15 protein-coding genes are annotated in these 18949 nt (G+C 32.8%); 10 read left to right on the top strand and 5 right to left on the bottom strand.

Annotated features, from left to right (window positions below):
* Window positions 1-187 precede the first annotated feature (187 nt).
* Window positions 188-2494: a TonB-dependent siderophore receptor gene (locus tag OEW74_RS14325; RefSeq protein ID WP_265429126.1), complete on the bottom strand. Its 2307-nt coding sequence runs from the start codon at window positions 2492-2494 to the stop codon at window positions 188-190.
* A gap of 158 nt (window positions 2495-2652) precedes the next feature.
* Here OEW74_RS14325 and OEW74_RS14320 point away from each other — a divergent pair, with 158 nt between their 5' ends.
* Entirely contained in the window at window positions 2653-3708 is a 1056-nt protein-coding gene (locus tag OEW74_RS14320; protein ID WP_265429125.1) for a Gfo/Idh/MocA family oxidoreductase, read from the top strand.
* Window positions 3709-3760: 52 nt separating this feature from the next.
* Window positions 3761-3919, top strand: coding sequence for a hypothetical protein (locus OEW74_RS14315; RefSeq protein ID WP_157969169.1), 159 nt, complete (start codon window positions 3761-3763; stop codon window positions 3917-3919).
* A gap of 59 nt (window positions 3920-3978) precedes the next feature.
* Here the strand turns inward: OEW74_RS14315 and OEW74_RS14310 are convergent, their stop codons facing one another.
* Window positions 3979-5877: an ABC-F family ATP-binding cassette domain-containing protein gene (locus OEW74_RS14310; RefSeq protein ID WP_265429124.1), complete on the bottom strand. Its 1899-nt coding sequence runs from the start codon at window positions 5875-5877 to the stop codon at window positions 3979-3981.
* Between the two features lie 68 nt (window positions 5878-5945).
* On the opposite strand from OEW74_RS14310, the gene OEW74_RS14305 reads away from it, so the two are divergent.
* The 4 genes from OEW74_RS14305 (at window position 5946) to OEW74_RS14290 (ending at window position 10116) form a co-directional block, all read left to right on the top strand.
* Window positions 5946-6572: a hypothetical protein gene (locus OEW74_RS14305; protein ID WP_265429123.1), complete on the top strand. Its 627-nt coding sequence runs from the start codon at window positions 5946-5948 to the stop codon at window positions 6570-6572.
* 79 nt (window positions 6573-6651) lie between these two features.
* Window positions 6652-7170, top strand: coding sequence for a DUF1761 domain-containing protein (locus tag OEW74_RS14300; RefSeq protein ID WP_322645578.1), 519 nt, complete (start codon window positions 6652-6654; stop codon window positions 7168-7170).
* Between the two features lie 42 nt (window positions 7171-7212).
* A complete protein-coding gene (locus OEW74_RS14295) occupies window positions 7213-8343 on the top strand; it encodes an 8-amino-7-oxononanoate synthase (protein WP_265429122.1) in 1131 nt (376 codons plus the stop codon).
* Window positions 8344-8469: 126 nt separating this feature from the next.
* On the top strand, window positions 8470-10116 hold the full coding sequence (locus tag OEW74_RS14290; protein WP_265429121.1) for an alpha/beta fold hydrolase: 1647 nt from the start codon (window positions 8470-8472) through the stop codon (window positions 10114-10116).
* A gap of 5 nt (window positions 10117-10121) precedes the next feature.
* On the opposite strand, the gene OEW74_RS14285 is transcribed toward OEW74_RS14290, so the two are convergent.
* Window positions 10122-11723: a S8 family serine peptidase gene (locus OEW74_RS14285; RefSeq protein ID WP_265429120.1), complete on the bottom strand. Its 1602-nt coding sequence runs from the start codon at window positions 11721-11723 to the stop codon at window positions 10122-10124.
* 164 nt (window positions 11724-11887) lie between these two features.
* On the opposite strand from OEW74_RS14285, the gene OEW74_RS14280 reads away from it, so the two are divergent.
* The 4 genes from OEW74_RS14280 to OEW74_RS14265 are packed head-to-tail and all read left to right on the top strand — an operon-like array spanning window position 11888 to window position 15165.
* On the top strand, window positions 11888-13012 hold the full coding sequence (locus tag OEW74_RS14280; protein ID WP_265429119.1) for a DegT/DnrJ/EryC1/StrS family aminotransferase: 1125 nt from the start codon (window positions 11888-11890) through the stop codon (window positions 13010-13012).
* A gap of 47 nt (window positions 13013-13059) precedes the next feature.
* On the top strand, window positions 13060-13656 hold the full coding sequence (locus tag OEW74_RS14275) for a hypothetical protein (RefSeq protein ID WP_265429118.1): 597 nt from the start codon (window positions 13060-13062) through the stop codon (window positions 13654-13656).
* 21 nt (window positions 13657-13677) lie between these two features.
* A complete protein-coding gene (gene galE, locus OEW74_RS14270; protein WP_265429117.1) occupies window positions 13678-14700 on the top strand; it encodes a UDP-glucose 4-epimerase GalE in 1023 nt (340 codons plus the stop codon).
* 27 nt (window positions 14701-14727) lie between these two features.
* Complete coding sequence (locus OEW74_RS14265) at window positions 14728-15165, top strand: adenylyltransferase/cytidyltransferase family protein (protein WP_265429116.1); 438 nt, start codon at window positions 14728-14730, stop codon at window positions 15163-15165.
* Window positions 15166-15223: 58 nt separating this feature from the next.
* Here OEW74_RS14265 and OEW74_RS14260 read toward each other — a convergent pair whose 3' ends face one another.
* A complete protein-coding gene (locus OEW74_RS14260; RefSeq protein WP_265429115.1) occupies window positions 15224-17731 on the bottom strand; it encodes a TonB-dependent receptor domain-containing protein in 2508 nt (835 codons plus the stop codon).
* A 168-nt stretch (window positions 17732-17899) separates the two neighbouring features.
* On the bottom strand, window positions 17900-18925 hold the full coding sequence (gene mltG, locus OEW74_RS14255) for an endolytic transglycosylase MltG (protein ID WP_265429114.1): 1026 nt from the start codon (window positions 18923-18925) through the stop codon (window positions 17900-17902).
* Window positions 18926-18949 lie beyond the last annotated feature (24 nt).

Genomic DNA, 18949 nt, shown 5'->3' with positions numbered 1-18949 from the left:
CTGCCATAAAATTATTACTCAATAAAATTTAAACAGGCTCTAAATCAAAATAATATTATTTTAAGCAGGATTTAAATTTAATATAAAAGAAATTTAGATTTATTTGAATGAGTAAGATGATTAAAAGCAAAAGTGGAAGCTGCAAAATTGCAACCTCCACTTTGATATAAATTTTTAATAAAATTATTTAAAGTTTATAAGTAAGCGTAAAATAAAAGTTTCTCGGTGTAATAGGGTTTACAGAATAATTTTCGTGAACGTTGTAGTTCTCTACATCAAACAAGTTTCCAACTTTTGCCTGAATCATAAATTTTTTCCATTCATACCCTGCAGATAAAGCAACGGTAGTATAATCTTTTATTTCAAAAATTCTACTCACTCCGTTTCTGGCAACTAAACTGTTTGCTCCTGTTTTTGTGTCATTCCATCCAGCCAATCTATCACCGATGTAATATACACTTGCCCCAACTTTAAGCCCGGGAACCAATTTTGTAAATTTATAGAAAACAGAAGCGTTAGCTGTAGTTGCAGGTGTTCTTACCAATCTTTGATTTTCTACATATCCAAACATTTCAGGAGTATCTAAATAAACAGAATTATTGTAAGAAATCCCTCCAATAATTGATAAGTTTTCGGTAGGATTTCCCGTAATGTCAAGTTCTACACCACGGCTTCTCATTTGTCCTGCAAAATCTTTTGTTAATCCCGTAGGATCTACAGGATTTCCATTATTATCTAAAGCATTTTGATAATAATTTTTGTATAGAATTTGGTAGACAGTTAAATTCACAGCCAATGCATTATTCCAAAGGTTCTTTTTAACACCAACTTCATACTGATCAATGTTTGTAGGTGTTAATGCTTCTCCGTTTCTTTCTTTTCCTACGTTTGCAACAAATGAATTGGTGTAGGTTGCAAAAGCTGAAAGATTATCATTTGGCATATACACAAAACCTACTTTTGGAGATATTGCCTGGTCTGAAGATGCTGAGTTATCTACTAATCCTTTAGCATATACAGAATTTGGATTAACGTTATTATTAGTTGCTATTTTTTTAAAATCTGTTTTTATAGTAGGCATATTTTCAATATATGACCAACGTAAACCTGCGATTACCTTAAATTCTTTTGTTAAGCTAACAAAATCTTGAGCATAGAAACCAATTCTTCTTGTATTGATTCTTGTTTTATTCAATGCTGCAGAGTTTGGCATCGCTCCGGAAGCCCAAGTAGACTGGTCATCAAGATAAATCGTTCCAGGTTGACCGTTAATACCTGATGAACCATTTGTACCAAAATAATAACTTGTACCAAAAGCTTTATTATTATCAGGATTATAGTAAGCATAAGAATCAGCAACACCATAATCAGCATCTGTACCGATTAAAACTTTATGATTGATTTTTCCGGTATTGAATTCTCCATTCAAGTTTACCTGTGCAGAAGTATAGTTTTGCTCGTTATATGTTCTGTTCAAAGGTCTGTTCCAAGAAAGTCGGTTAGGACTTGCTGCTGCATAGCCCCACTGAACTCTTTCAGTAGAAAAATAATCTTTAGTATAGTTTTGATAAGAAGCAGTAGAATTTAACGACCAATTGTCATTAAACTTATGGTTAAAAGTAACATTGGTAGAAACCTGTTCTACGTTTTGATATTGCCAATCTGTTCCTAAAAATGCACTTCTATCTAATCCTGTATTCAGAGAATAGCTTTTGTCTTTATTTTCAATAGCGCCAATTCCAAAATCCGGAGTGAAATCATTTTTAAGATAATCAGCTTCTACAATTAATTGAGATTTCGGGCTCAAATTAAATAAAAACGAAGGATTGAAATAATATTTTTCTGATTGTACCACATCTCTGAAGCTTTCAGCATATTCGTAAGCTCCGTTTACTCTGAATGCTATGTTTTTTGTTAACGGACCGTAAATATCAACTGTTGGTTTGTAAGAATTCCAGCTACCTGCGTTCAAGCCAACACTTCCACCAAAATCAAATCTAGGTTTTTTGGTAATCATGTTGATAACACCTCCTGCAGCCGTATTTCCGTAAAGCATTGCATTGGCTCCTTTTAAAACCTCAACTTTCTCCAATCCGCTTACTTCCGGGAAAACACCACTGTTTACTCTTGATCCGTTTTTAAAAATATTATCATTACCAAGAGCAAAACCACGTCCTCCGAAACTATCTTGAGAATTTCCTCTTGACGAGGTAATGTACATTCCGTTTACATTTTGCAAAACATCACTAAGTTGTTTTGCCTGTTGCTGCTCAATAATATCATGAGTAACAATTGCAATGGGTTGTGGAGTTTCCATTACGGTAAGATTCGATTTTGTAGACATTGGAGTAGCCTTATTAGGGTTTCCAATCTTACGAATATTCACATCTTCAATGGTTCCGATTCTAATCGTATCAGCTTCCGCATTTTTTAGTTGAGCATTAACAGTTATAGAAATAACCAGTAAACTTAAAGAGATAATTTGTTTTTTCATTAGATTATTTAGAGAGGTTTTAAATAATGCGCAAATGTATGATTGTTGTTTAGAATAATTAAAAATTATTTTCTGATTTTTATCATATTGTTTTTTGTGAATTATTTCCGGATTTCCAATGTTTTTAATTTTTAAATATCTTTGTTAAAAATAAATCTATGCAATTGGTAAAAGTAGGTCTTTGTGCGTTCGGAATGAGCGGTAAAATTTTTCACGCCCCGTTTTTAAAAGAACATCCCGGATTTTTTATGTCTGCTGTGGTAGAAAGATCAAAGGAAGATTCTAAAGAAAAATATCCCGATGCAGAAATTTACCTTTCGGTAGAAGAGATGCTGAAAAATGCAGATATTGAGGTCGTTGTAGTGAATACTCCGGTTCAGACTCATTTTGAATATGTAAAAATGGCTTTGGAAGCCGGAAAAAATGTGATCGTAGAAAAACCATTCACTGTTACTGTTTCAGAAGCTGAAGAATTGGTGAATTTGGCTGAAAATAAAAATCTTTTTTTAAGTGTTTACCAAAACAGAAGATTCGACCGTGATTACCTTCAGGTACAAAAAGTTTTGGCTGAAGGGAAGTTAGGCAATGTAAGAGAAACTGAAATTCGTTTCGACAGATTCAGAACTGAGCCAAGCGGAAAAGAACATAAAGAAAACCCTGAACAAAACGGTTCCGGTTCAATGCACGATTTAGGTTCGCATTTGGTTGATCAGGCGGTGCAGCTTTTTGGTTTTCCCGAAAAACTTTTTGCTGATGTTTTTTCAATGAAAGGAGAAGCTTATGCTAATGATTATTTTGAAATTCTTTTGTATTATAAAAATGATTTGCGGGTGAGATTAAAATCTTCAGTTTTTACGAAAGAAGACCATTTTGCCTATAAACTTCATGGCGACAAAGGAAGTTTTTTGCAAGAACGCACCGATAATCAGGAAAATGAATTGGTTGCGGGAGCGGTTCCAACTTATGGAAAAGAATGGATGCAACCTTTGAAAGAATCTGATGGAATTCTTACTTATTTAAGTGGAAATTCAGAAACTGAAAGAGTTTTAACTTCAAGTGAATTCGGAAATTACATGAACTATTATCAGCAAATCTACGAACACATTGTTTTCGGATATGCTTTGCCTTCTCTTGGAAATGAAGTTGTACAAAATATGAAAATTATAGAAGCAGCCCTTGAAAGTTCTAAAAAAGGAAAAGTTGTTGAATTATAATAGATTTCTGTAACAAATGTAGCCAGTAACATACCTATTTATAAAGTAAATTATGCAAAAAAGAAGTTCTAGTTTTACTGTAATTGGTTTGTTGTTTGTAGGGATTGCAATGACTTTAGTTCAGGATAATATCTATCTAAAATATGGGTTTCTTATTGTGGGAACCGCATTTCTTTTTTACAGTATTTTTACACTGATCAGAAAAAAATAATTTATTAAATCAGAAAAAATAGCTGCTCAATCACTGAACAGCTATTTTTTTTGTTTTTATTAGTCCTGAAGCTCAAGCCATCTCATTTCGTGGTTCTCCAGCTTTTCGGAAAGGCTTTCAAGGTCTGCAGAAAGTTTCGATATTTTTTCGTAATCCGTTTCATTATTCAGTTGTTCCAAAATTTCAGCTCTTTTTTCTTCAAATTCAGGAATTTCCTTTTCAATGGTTTCCAGCTCACGTTGTTCTTTGAAAGAAAGTTTTTTCTTTGCAACCTGTGGTTTTGAAACGGGTGCTGCAACTGGTTTTTCAACCACCTTTTCAGCTACAGTTTTCGCTTTTTTATCTTCTTGCTTCTGACTTCCGTCTTCCAGTTTTTTATTTTCTCTGTATTCTGAAAAGTTTCCGATGAAATCTTTAATTTTTCCTTCACCTTCAAACGCTAAAATATGATCAACAATACGATCCATAAAATATCTGTCGTGAGAAACAATAATCAAACTGCCTTGAAAGTTTAAAAGGAAATTTTCCAAAACCGTCAAAGTAGGAAGGTCAAGATCATTCGTAGGCTCATCAAAGATCAAAAAGTTAGGATTTTGATATAAAATATACATCAAATGCAGTCTTCTTTTTTCACCACCAGAAAGTTTAGAGATCGGTGAATATTGCGTTTGATCATCAAATAAGAATAATCTTAAAAACTGAGAAGCAGTAATCGTTCTTCCGTTAGCTAAAGGGAAGTTTTCAGAAATTTCTTTGATAAAGTCAATTACTCTCTCTTCTTCTTTATACTGAAGTCCTTTTTGAGAAAAATATCCGAACTTAATGGTTTCTCCCGTTTCAATTTCACCAGAATCTTTCGGTTCAAAACCTTGAATAATATTAAGTAAAGTAGATTTTCCGGCTCCATTTTTTCCTACAATTCCTACTTTCTCACCTCTTTGAAAAGAATAACTGAAATCTTTTAGCAATAATTTATCACCATAGCTTTTAGAAATATCTTTAAGTTCAAGGATTTTATTACCCAATCTTTTCATTTCAAAATCAAGCTCCAATTTTTCTTTACGGGTATCTGTTTTGGCTATTTTTTCAGTCTCGTAAAAATCATCTTGTCTGGATTTCGATTTGGTAGTTCTTGCTTTAGGTTGTCTTCGCATCCATTCCAATTCCTTTCTGTAAAGGTTTTGCGCTTTATCGATGGTAGAGTTCATATTATCCTCACGAATCATTTTATTTTCAAGATAAGTTGCGTAAGAACCATTATGGAAGTACATATTCTGATCTTCCATTTCCCAGATAATTCCACAAACTGCATCAAGAAAGTAGCGGTCGTGCGTTACAAGAAGTAAAGTGATTTTTGCTTTGTTTAAATAATTTTCAAGCCATTCTACCATTTCCACATCAAGGTGGTTGGTTGGCTCATCCATAATCAAAAGAGTGTGGCGATGTTCCGCTCTGGTTTCTGTTAAAAGTTTTGCCAAAGCAACACGTTTGATCTGTCCACCCGAAAGCATTCCCATTTTGGCGGTCAAATCAGTAATTTTAAGCTGAGAAAGAATTTGTGTCATTTCATTCTCAAGATCCCAAGCTTTATGGATTTCCATTTCAGCCAAAGCTTTTTCCATAAAATCATGATCGTCTGATAATAATGATTTGTGATAGTTTTTTAGTGCTCTGATGGGTGCAGAATCTAAAGTCATCATAAACTCTTCAATCGTTAAATCTGAATCAAAATCTATTTCCTGATCAAACAAAACCACCTGAATATCTTTATTAATGACTACAGAACCGCTGTCTGCAATCTCTTTTCCCATCAGAATTTTCAGAAGGGTAGATTTTCCGCTGCCGTTTTTGGCAACTATGGCAATTTTGTCACCTTCATTAACGTGAAATGAGACATTTTTAAACAAAGTTTTGATGCCATATGATTTGGTAAGATTTTCGACTGAAACGTAATTCATTATAGAGTGGAATTTTTATTTGAAATTTCGATTGAGGCGCAAAAATACGAAAATTAAACCTTAAAAATATGATTGCAAAATTACGTTCGATTCCTAAAAAAAGATATTGGGATTATTTCATTTTAGTAGCAAGATTTTTACTTGCTTTTACTTTTATAAAGTATGGCTATAGTAAACTTGTAGATGGTCAGTTTGGCGTTTCATCCAGTGATTTGCTGATTCCGTTGAAAGACTTGCCTTTGTTTAAAGTCATGTGGTTTTTATTTGATCACGAACCTTTAAAAACAACGGTCGGAATACTTCAAATTATTGCAGGAATTTTACTGCTGTTTGAATCTACCGCGATTTTAGGAGTTATCTTCTTTATTCCCATTGCTACCAATATTGTTTTAATGGATATAAGTTTCATGAATGAAGGAATGGGACAGGCTTTTGCAAGACGTTTTGCGTACTATTTTGTTTTATGTTTTCTAATTTTATGGAACGACAAAGACAGAATAAAAATTATTTGGAATGCAATAATCAAAAAGTTTTCGATGAAAAGAAAATTCCCGATATTTCTTTATTTACTGCTTCCTTTATTTGCAATAATTTTAGAGATTTTACCGGGTATTCCTTACGCTCTTTATTATTATATAACCAATCCTGAAAGAATTTCTGAAAGTTTTAAGTTTATTCAATGTCTTTTTCATTAGACAGGATATTTTTTGTGTGCTAGGTTTTTTGTAAACTTTTTTAATGTAGATTTGAGAAACTAAACTATATCTAAAAACTATGATACAAATTAACTTTCTGGCAATACTTCTTGCCTCATTGATTCCTTTGGTGATGGGATTTATTTGGTATAATCCTAAACTTTTCGGGAAGGCCTGGATGAGAGAATGCGGATTAACTGAAGAGAAAATGAAAGGCGCAAATATGGGCGTCGTCTTTATTTTGTCGATCATTTTATCTTTTTTGATTGGGATGTTTCTTCAGTTTGTAACGATTCATCAGTTTGGAGCTTTGGGAATGATTGGCGGTGACGAAACTTTAGCAAAACCCTCTTACTCTGCTTTTATGAATGATTACGGTAAAGCATATCGCTCATTTGGTCACGGTGCATTACATTCTTTTATGACGGGAATTTTCTTTGTTTTTCCTTTAATTGCGATCAATGCAATGTTTGAAAGAAAATCTTGGAAATATGTTTTTATCAACACCGGATTTTGGACGATTACCATTACTTTAATGGGCGGAATTATTTGTGGATGGTACGCAATGGACGGATTCAACTGGGTGACTCAAAAATAATTTTAAATATAAATTTTAAGGCTACATTTGTGGCCTTTTTTTATGTCTTATACTTTTACAATCTTTAATTCAACCGCAGAACTTCCAAGTAATTGGAATATCGTAATCGGACAGCAAAATATCATGTTGTCTGAAGAATATTTTCGTGTTTTGGAAGAATCAAAACCGATGAATATGAAATATTGTTTTGTCGGTTTCTTTTCTGATGAAAATTTAATTGGCGGCGCTTTATATCAATATCTAAGTTTTATTGAGCATAAAAGCTTTCAGAAAGGCGAAGTCTTGTGTAGCATAAGAAATTTTTTAGCTAGACAGTTGAGTAAAGACGTAATGATCTTGGGAAATAATATGTTGACTGGGCAAAACGGTTTTTATTTTGATACTTCAAAAATTTCCACTGAAAAAGCGATTCTTTTGCTGAATGAAGCTTCACAAAAAGTTCAAGCAATATTAGGAAAAACATCATTGGTTATTTATAAAGATTATCAGAAATCATTTTTGAAAAACTTTGAAGACGAAAAATTTAAATCATTTTACAGGTTTTCAGTACAACCCAATATGATTTTAAATGTAAAACCGGAATGGAATTGTTTTGAAGATTATAGCAATGATCTATCTAAAAAATACCGGGCAAGACTGAAATCTGCAAAGAAAAAGATTGATGGAATTCAAAAATTGGAGTTGGATATTCAGCCGATTAAAAAGCATCAGAATGAAATGAATATTCTGTATCAGAATGTTGCAGAGAACGCTCCTTTCAATACCTTTTTTCTCACAGAAAAACATTTTGAAAGTATGAAACAAAATCTGAAAGAGAATTTCAAAGTCTTCGGATATTTTTTTAATGAAAAACTGATTGGCTTTTATACTTTAATTCTTAATAACAACGATATTGATACGTATTTTTTAGGATACGATAAAGAGATTCAGAAAGAAAAACAGATCTACCTGAATATGCTTTTTGATATGACCGAATTTGGAATTTCAAATCAGTTTAAACGTATTGTTTTCGGCAGAACAGCGCTCGAAATAAAATCTACAATTGGTGCTGAACCTGTAGAAATTTTTGGTTTAATTAAACATAACAACAAAACCATCAATCCTTTTATGAAAAAGATTTTCACATCATTAAATCCAAAAGTAGAGTGGATTCAGAGAAAGCCTTTTAAATAAATTAAGAATTTCGTTCACTTTAACGTGATTATTTATATTATTTTTAACTAAATAGAGTTCAAATTTAATAAGATCTTGTGAGTGATTGATAGGCGGATTTGAGATTTTTGCTTCAAAATTATAATCATGAAAAAGCTCAACTTTACATTATTTCTTTTTACCGCAGGTGTTTATTATTCACAAACCATATCGGGAACTGTTATTTCTAAAAATGAAAATCAATCAATTCCTTATGCGAAAATTGGTGTAGATAAAGAAAATATTGGTGTCATTACCGATGAAAACGGAAATTTTACAATCGATCTTTCTAAAGCAAATACCTCCAACAAAATTAAAATTGAAGTTGCTGGATACGAACCTTTTACTGAAACTGTTGCCAATTTTGTGAAGCAAACTCAACAGAAAATCTATCTGAAAGAAAAAGTAAAAAACATTCAGGAAGTTGTTTTAAAAACTAAAAAATTAGTAGATAAAAATTGGGGAGTGAATACGAAGACTAAAAGTGTGATGTATTCGGTAAATCCGGCATTCCGAAAAGAAGATTTTTTAGGAGAGACTGCATTAGAATTTAAAGCGAGTAAAAAATCTAAAATTAAAAATATCAACCTGAATATTGCAAGTATTACGGCAGATCGACCTGTGATTATGCGGTATACGATTTATAATGAAAAAAATGGTTTGCCGAACGAAAGTATTTTGGATGAAGAAATCACCGTTGAATTAACAAAAGATAAAATTGTTGACGGAACTTTTACTTTGGATGTGAATGACAAAAATATTTGGGTTCAGGGTAAGTTTTTTGTGGGAATTCAGTTTTTAAAAGAATTTGAAGGCAGACTAAATATCAGTGCTGCACTTTTCAGAACAGGATATATAAGAAAATTTTATGACGAATGGAAGAAAATGACCATTGCTGCTCCTGCAATAAATATTGATGTAAAAGTGGATAAAAATGCTAAAAACGAAAATCAGCAGGAAGAAATTGACGATGCTGGTGTTGCTTATCTTTTTCCGGATGTAAGCACTTATCAGATCGCTTCTGAAGAAAGTGTGTACGGAAAAAATTTGGATGTGGGAAAAGTGTTGAATCTTAAAAATGCAGATCTATATTATGAAGTTTACGGGGAAGGTGAGCCTCTGTTTCTACTTCACGGAAATTCAGGAAGCATAAAAGATTTTTACCAACAGATTCCAGTGCTTTCAAAGCAATACAAAGTGATTGTGATGGATACAAGAGCACAGGGAAAAAGCATTGATAAAACTAAAAACGATCTTAATTATAAAACTTTCGCAGATGATGTAAAAGCTTTAGCGGATCATTTGGGATTGCAAAAAATCAATATTGCAGGGTGGAGTGATGGCGGAAATACAGGATTGGAATTTGCTTTAAAATACCCTCAAAATTTAAATAGATTGGTCACCATAGGTGCAAACGCTTTTCCTGATGGTGTTGACCAGGAATTACTCAATAATTTTAATATTAAATATAAAGTTTTACAGCTTCAAAATAATCCTGAAAAACTGAATGAAAGAAGACTCTTGAAACTGATGTTGAAAGAACCGAATATCAGTGAAAAACAGTTAAATAAAATTCAGAATAAGGTATTGGTGATTGCTGGTGAAAAAGATGTTATCACGCAAGCTCACACCGAGTTTTTGGCTAAACAAATACCCAACTCAGAACTGAAAATCTATAAAGATGCCACTCACATGATCCCTTTTGAAAATTCAGATCAGCTTAATCAGGATATTTTAGAATTTTTGAAACAATAATCTGATTATTGTTTCAAAAATTTTTCATAATATATTTTATCCTTAGTCTGGATTTTTAAATAATATGTTCCTTTTGCAAAATCCTCTACTTTGATGGATTTTTGAGCAGATTTTAAAATCATTCTTCCCAGATTATCGTAAACTTCAGTTGAAATAATTTGTGCTTCGGTCGCAATATTCAAAATATTTTTTACGGGATTTGGGAAGATTGCGATCGTATTCTTTTTAACGAGTTCTGAAGTGTTTAGTGTGGAGTTATAAAAACTTCCAAAATTAAGAATTCCGTATCCCATTTGATCGTTGTGCGCAGGAAATAATGAGGCAGTCTGTCTTAAATTTGTTCTCATCAAATCTCTGTTCATTCCCGGAAAAGCCTGAATTAAACATGCAACTCCACCTGCAGCAATTGGTGTTGCAATAGAAGTTCCCGAAACTGAAATCATTGTGTTATTATCTACTGTTGCAGATGAAGTTCCTCTTGTACTTGCATCGGGTTTTATCATTCCTAAAGAATTGGGACCGTAAGACGAAAATGCAGACGCATTTCCTGCAGAATCTACCGAACCAATGCTGAAGACCTTAACATTGTCTGCCGGAGTTGTGATATAATGCCAAGGAACTTCACCAGAATTTCCGGCTGCGATTAAAACAAAAATTCCTTTGTTTACAGCAATTTCACTGGCTCTACCAATGAAAGATTTTGTTCCGTTCATATCGTTGTAAGTGTAGCTGTATTTCGGATCATCAAAATTATTGTATCCTAAAGAAGTTGTGATAATATCGACACCTTTTCTATCTGCTTCTTCTGCGGCTTCAATCCAGTATAATTCTTCTTCTGGAACCTCAACGGTCGAATTTTCACTTCGGTAAAGATAAAAATCTGCATCGGGAGCAGAACCCACAAAAGTATCTGAGATGTAACCGCCAATTGCTCCTAAAACTACAGTCCCGTGATTATTGAGAGAAGTATTATAGATGTCTGTACTTTTAGAAACAAAATCGTAACCGCCTTTTATTTTGTTATTGGTCCATAATCTGGAAAATGCCGAACCTGTATTTACAGTGGGAAATCCGGTATCAATAACGGCAATTGTTACTCCGGTTCCTGTAAATCCTGCAAGATGGAGTGGTCTTAAATTGATTTGATCAATCTGTTCAGATCCTGAACCATAATCGAAAATGGTCTGGTTTTTCTGAGTTGATTCAAAATCCGACCATTTATTGGTGTTTTGAGTTTTTAAAACTAAAGAAGAATTTTTAGCAAAACTTTCTACCGACTGTACAAAAGGTTGTGTTTTAATTAAATTAACCTGCGCCTGATTGGCATTTACGGCAACACCATTCAGCCATTTTGAATAATCGGTAATGATAAATCCTAAATTTTGTAAATTTTGAATATAAGATTGCTCGATGGGAGCGTCCTGATCATTTAATGCAATTCCCAATGCAGTACGTCTGTTGAGCGATTTTTGACTCAACTCAGAAAGCGGATTGGCATAAAATGTAGCTTTATTGGGCTTATTGGTAAAATAAACAAAAACAAGCTCAGTCTGAGCAAATGTTGTAGAATAACCTGCTAAAAAACAAAAGAGTAAAAGTTTTTTCATCGAATAATTTTGTATAAAGATAAAACAAAATCAATAAAATTTTTGATAGCACTTTAAAATCCTTATTTTTACGAAAATATTCGTTTAAGAAATTGCTTTATTGGGAAAAAATAAAATCTAAAACCTAAAAGCAATGGAAGAAAACTTAAAAAAATAAAATTTATATGAAAAAGATACAGATGGTTGACTTGCAAAGTCAGTATTACAAAATAAAAAATGATGTAGACAATGCGGTTTTAAATGTAATGGATTCTGCTGCTTTTATTAACGGACCAGAAGTAAAATCTTTCCAAAACGAAATGGAAACTTATCTGGATGTAAAACACGTAATTCCTTGCGCCAACGGTACTGATGCTTTGCAGATTGCTTTAATGAGCTTAGATTTACAGGAAGGTGACGAGGTAATCACCGCTGATTTTACTTTTGCAGCTACCGTTGAAGTTATTCATTTATTAAAACTAAAATCTGTATTGGTAGATGTAGATTACGATACTTTTACCATCTCTACAGAAGCGATTAAAAAAGCAATTACTCCTAAAACAAAGGCAATTATTCCGGTTCATATTTTCGGACAGTGTGCTAATATGGAGGAGATTTTAAAAATTGCTGAAGAACATAATTTATTTGTGATTGAAGACAATGCACAGGCAATCGGTTCTCAATATACTTTTTCTAGTGGAGAAGTGAGACATGCAGGAACAATGTCTACCGTTGGAACGACTTCTTTTTTTCCATCTAAAAATTTAGGTTGTTACGGCGATGGTGGAGCGATTTTTACAAATAATGATGAGCTTGCTCACCGTTTAAGAGGAATTGTAAACCATGGAATGTATGAAAGATATTATCATGATGAGGTAGGAGTGAACTCAAGATTAGACAGTATTCAGGCTGCAATTTTAAGAAAAAAACTTCCGAATCTTGATTCTTACAACGATGCAAGAAGAAAAGCTGCAGATTATTATGACGAAGCTTTTGCAGGAAATGAAAACATTCTTACTCCAAAAAGGTCTGAAAATTCAACTCACGTTTTTCATCAATACACTTTGAGAATTTTAAACGGAAAACGTAACGAATTACAAAAGTTCCTTACTGAAAAGGAAATTCCGGCTATGATTTATTATCCTGTTGCATTAAGAAAACAAAAAGCCTATTACCAGGAAAGTAATGATGCTGATTTTGTAAACACAGACAAGCTTTTGGATCAGGTAATTTCTCTTCCAATGCATACAGAATTGGATGAAGAGCAGTTGAAGTATATTACGGATGCTGTTTTGGAGTTTATGGGATAATACTTTGTCAAAGTTGAAAATCTTTGACAAAGTTTAGAGATACGAAGATGAAAATAAGAGAAAGCCATCTAGAACCAGATAGATTTTACCATATATTTAATCGTGGTATAAACTCTAAGTTGGCTTTTTTGAATAATGAAAATTTTAAATTTTTCCTTCAAAAAGCTAAAATTTATATTGTTCCTTATTTTGAAATCTATGCTTATTGTTTGATGCCGAACCATTTTCATTTTATTTTAAAAACTAAATCTGAAATTGATTTTTCTGCAAACTTTAAAGAAAGTGGATTGCATTCAGAAGGATGTTTTTATAGCAAAATGTTAAGTAAATTTATTAATAGCTATACACAATCATTTAATAAAGTTTATCAAAGATCAGGTCCGGTTTTTGAATCACCTTTTAAAAGAATCCTTGTTGATTCTGAAGATTATCTTAGAAATTTGATTATTTACATTCATCAAAATCCACATAGTTTTCAAGAGTATAAGTTTTCGTCGTATTTAGCAATAATATCGGAATTTGAAACAAGTATAGAAAGAGATAAAGTTCTAGAATTATTTGATGATCGCCAAAATTTTATTAAGAGTCATCAAAATGAAGATTTAAGTTTTAATATAAACTTTGTCAAAGATTTTCAACTTTGACAAAGTAATAATTACAAAAAAATGGCAATACTGGTCACAGGCGGACTTGGATATATCGGTTCTCACACAGTTGTAGAACTCATCAATAACAACTTTGAAGTAATCATCGTTGATGATCTATCCAATTCGGAAAAATTTATTTTACATAATATTGAGGAGATTACAGGGAAGCGACCTATATTTTATCCTTTTGACCTGAAAAGAAAAGAACTTCTTAATCAGGTTTTTGATGCTCATGAGATTGAGGGTTGCATTAATTTTGCAGCTTTTAAAGCAGTTGGTGAAAGTCAGGAAAAACCAATCGATTATTATGAAAATAATTTATTTTCTTTAATTAATATTTTGCAGGAATTTAAAGCTAGAAATATTTCTAACTTTATTTTCAGTTCATCCTGCACGGTTTACGGACAGGCTGATGAAATGCCAATTGATGAAAATACTCCGCTAAAAATGCCTGAAAGCGTTTACGGAAAGACAAAGCAAATGGGTGAGGAAATTTTAAAAGATTTTGCTAAATCTTATAAAAGTAAAATTGGCTTACTGAGATATTTTAATCCGATTGGAGCGCATCCTTCTGCTTTGCTTGGGGAGTTACCGATTGGAGTTCCTAATAATCTTGTTCCTTATGTGATGCAGACTGCAGCCGGTATTCGTGAAAAATTGAGTATCTGGGGAAATGATTATCCCACAGAAGACGGAACACCGATTCGGGATTATATTTATGTGGTAGATTTGGCTAAAGCGCATGTTGCAGCTTTGAAAAGTTTGATGGACAAAAATTCTGAAGAAACTGTAATTGATGTTTACAATTTGGGAACAGGAAAAGGTTCATCGGTTTTGGAAGTTGTACAAGCTTTTGAATCTGCAAATGAAGTTGCTGTACCTTATCAAATCTGCGATAGGAGAGAAGGTGACATTACAATCGCTTATGCCAATGCTGATAAAGCTGAAAGAGAACTCAACTGGAAATCTGAAACTTCTTTGGAAGAGGCTTTGAAAACGGTTTGGGAATGGCAGAAATATTTAGAATCAAGAAAAAATTAATTTTAACTAAAATTAGACACTAAAAATATGAAAACTGAAAGAATAGGTATTACATTTTCCTCATTTGATCTTCTGCATGCTGGTCACATCAAAATGTTGGAAGAAGCCAAAACAGTCTGTGATTATCTGATTGTTGGTCTACAGATTGATCCTTCACATGACCGTCCTACAAAGAATAAACCCACTCAAACGATTGTTGAGCGATATATTCAGCTGAAAGCGGTGAATGCTGTTGATGAAATTATTCCTTATTATACAGAGCAAGATTTAGAAGATATTTTAAAATCTTTTGTAATTGATGTAAGGATTATCGGAGACGATTATCTGGATCGTGATTTCACAGGGAAGCAATATTGTGAAGAAAAGGGCATTGAGATTTTTTATAACAAAAGAGATCACCGTTTTTCTTCAAGTGATTTAAGGAAAAGAATCTACGAAGCTGAAATGCAAAAATTAAAATCATAAAAAAAATCCCGAAAAATTATTTTTTCGGGATTTTTTTATAATTGATTGTAAAATGATATTACATTGGTCCACCTTGTTGGTCGTCACCTGTAGCATTAGAGTTTACATCTTTCTTTTTCTTCGGCTGCTCAATCTTTTCACCTTGCTTAAATCTGTAAGTTAAAGATACCGCAAACTGTCTTGGCTGCCACTGCATATAAGATTCTCTTGAAAAATCGGCAGTATTGGTTGTACTTCTCATTGCACGGGTGTTAAAAATATCCTGAATGTTGAATGATATTGTTCCGTCGCCTTTCCAGATTGTTTTTGATGCTCCAAAATTTAAAGCATACATATCGTTTCTGTCTTGGTTTGTCGTTTTTTGAGCACCTCTGTAGAAACCTTGTAATTGGAAACTGAATGTTTTATCAAGCTTAACGGTTGATGTCAATCTGGCTCTTGTAGAGAAACCAGATCCTTCAAAAGACATTGGCGCTTTACCTGCAAGTTCACGACCGTTATAAATTCCTTTTGTATTATATCCGAATAAATCTACGTTTCCTAAGAATTTTAACCATTTTGTAGCATCCCAGTTGAAATTTAAATCTAAACCATAACGGTCATCTGTACCTAAATTGATTGGTTTTGTTTTAAAAACTCCATCATCAGAATAAACCAGCATTTTTACATCATCTTTTTGATGTCTTAAATACAAAGTAGGGTTGATTGTAAATTTACCTTTCGAAATACTGTAACCAAATTCATAAGAATCTACATAAGAAGGATTCAAGTCTATATTACCTTCAAAGATGTTCTGGTTATCTGTATAGCTCGGATTAGGAATTAAAAACCAAGATCTTGGTCTGTCGATTCTTCTTGAGTAATTTACTAAAAATTGATTGTCTTTTGCAATTTCGTAGCTTAAGAATACAGTTGGGAAAAGATTATTATAGCTCTTCTTATTATCAATATTTTGTGAACTTGAATTTAAGTTTGAATACTGAATATCAACATTAGAATATTCGTTTCTTACACCAACCTGATAACCTAATTTTCCGATTTTACTTTTAAACTGTACATATCCTGCATTAAACATTTCTTTGTAGTTAGCATTGTACGTAAAGTTGTCTAAATAATGGAAATCGGCAAAAGGAGAGTAACGCTCTAAAACATCATTGTCATAATTGTTATTATTGATGTCTAATCTATAACCAGCTTCAATTCTTGAGTTTTCTCCTATTGGAAGTTCATAATCAGCTTTACCTACCAAAGTTTTGTTTCTTGTATTTTGGCTAATGCTGTTCTGAAGCTCAAAAACATTGTTTGTAATCTGATTAACGTCGGTATCGTTATAAGATCTGTTGCTTTGTAAACTTAATGACAATGAAATGTTTTGTCCCTTATCATCAAACTTATGATCTAAACCAAAATCTCCCTGAAAAGCTAAGTTATTATTAGATCCTGTATTGATTCTCTCTGTAAACAAGCCTGGAGCATTTAAAAAGCGATAATCGTAAGTAATATTTCCTAAGTTATCACTTTCAAAAGTTCTTATTGTTCCGGATGCGTTAACCGATGTTTTATCTGAAAGATCGTAAACTAAACCTGAAGAAACATTATAATTATTGTTTTTGTTTTTAGAAATAGATTCCTGATCAGTTTGAGTTCTTCCGCCGTTAGCAGCGTTAAAGAAAGTTGCGTTGTTTCTATTCGTATTTTTAGATTCACGGTAACCACCGCCACCGTTTAGAAACCAGGTAAGATTACCTTTTCTCCAGCTTAAATTCGTATTTAAATTGGTTTGCGGTAAATATCCTAAAGTTCCGGTAACACTACCGTTGAAACCTGTCTTTTTTGATTTCTTTAAAATAATATTTAAAATACCTGCAGTTCCGCTTGCTTCAAACTTTGAAGAAGGGTTGGTAATTACTTCAATTCTCTCAATCTGATCAGCAGGAATACTTTGTAATGCATTGGCTCCGTCATCAATCCCAAGTAGGGCAGAAGGTTTTCCGTTAATTAAAAAACGAACGTTTGAGCTCCCTCTCATCGAAACCGTTCCGTCTGTATCTACAGAAACTGATGGTACATTTGATAAAACATCCTGAAGGTTTCCTCCTTTACTTACAATATCTTGTGAAGGATCGTAAGTTCTTTTATCAAGCTCAACTTTATAAGGTTTTACAGCAGCTGTGATTACAACTCCCTGAATATCCTGAGTTTTTAGATTGGTACTTGTTGCTTCTGGTTCTATAGAAAGCGCACCAATACTTCCGGCGGTAGTAATTTGTTTATTAATAACGCTTTTCTTGTAATCGATTGCTTCTACTGTAATATCGTAGTTACCCGGAGTAAGGTCTAGTTTATAGTTTCCTTTTTCGTCTGTAAGAGTAGCATCACTCAACAGTTTACTTGCTTTATTACTAAAAGTTACAGAAGCGTAAGCAACAGGTTGGTTGCTTTTATCAACCACAGTTCCTGAAACTCCTACTTTATCCTGAGCAAAGGCAAAAGCTGCTGCAGATAAAACAAAAGTAAGTCCTAAGGTTTTTTTTGTGAAAATACTGATTATTTCCGTCTGATTCATAAGGTATTCTTTAGATAAAATTGCAATAAAAAGGTTTTAATTTTATTAAATTATTAAAGCTTTTAAAAGTACAATTTCACGATTCGTTTATTATTTTTAAATAGATATGTCGCCTTTGAGAGCTAAATGTTAATTATTAATTTGTTAAAATAAAGTTAAATATGTTTATTATTTAATATTTTTCGAGTTCAGCCAATCCTGATATGCTTTTGCATTGATGACATGTTGTTCTGCACTTGCCGTAAATTTGTGAAATCCGAATCTTTCAGGATCTGCACACATGAAAATATAATCGTGTTTTTCAGGGCTTAAAACCGCATCCACAGAATTTTTATCTACCACACAAATCGGTCCCGGAGGAATTCCTGCATTAGCATAAGTATTGTAAGGCGATGGAGTAGAAAGGTGCTTATAAAAAACTCTTTTAATAGATTCTTTAAAGTTGGTCTGTTTGTTTATGGCATAAATTACCGTTGGATCAGATTGCAGCTTCATTCCTTTTTTATATCTGTTTAAATATAAACCGGCAATGGTTTTCATTTCGTCAGGTTTTCCGCCCGATTCTTTGTAGACAATCGATGCCAAAGCATAAATTTGATCTCTCGTTAAACCAGATTGTTGTTCTTTAGTCTTTCTTTCAGAGGTCCAGAATTCGTTGTACTGGTTTTCAAATTTGTTGAAAAATTCTTTTGGAGTAACCGTCCAGAAAAAATTATACGTATCGATGAAGAAATATTTTTTTAAATCTTCAGCATTTTTATATCCTTTTTCAGAAGCTATTTTATCAAGATCGCTGACGAACTTTAATGAATCCAGCTCTGTTTTTTTGCTCACTTTTCCCACCATTTGATAAATATCTCCAAAATCTCCAATTCTGAATGAGTTTTCAGTTTGATTTCCGGCTTTTATCATATTTACCAATTTTGTATTGCTGGCTCCTTTAGCAAAATGATAACGGCCCGGCTTGAAATATTCGTCCATGTTTTTATCTTTTGCAACCTCAACAAATGATTCTTTATTATCAACATACGGACTGATAGAATCTAAGATCTGATTAAACTTCGCACCATGTGGTATCAAAACATATCCGTCTTTTGAAACGTTGTTTCCGTAATATTTACTGTAGAATTTTAAACCAAAAAATCCTGCTGCTGCAAGAATAAGGAGTACGATAATGAGAATAGCTTTTTTCATTATGATTAAATAGATTAAAAGTTT

Origin of the sequence: Chryseobacterium sp. YIM B08800, from assembly GCF_026163565.1 — a bacterium.
GTDB lineage: Bacteria > Bacteroidota > Bacteroidia > Flavobacteriales > Weeksellaceae > Chryseobacterium.
This window is presented reverse-complemented; position numbering and strand designations above follow the sequence as displayed.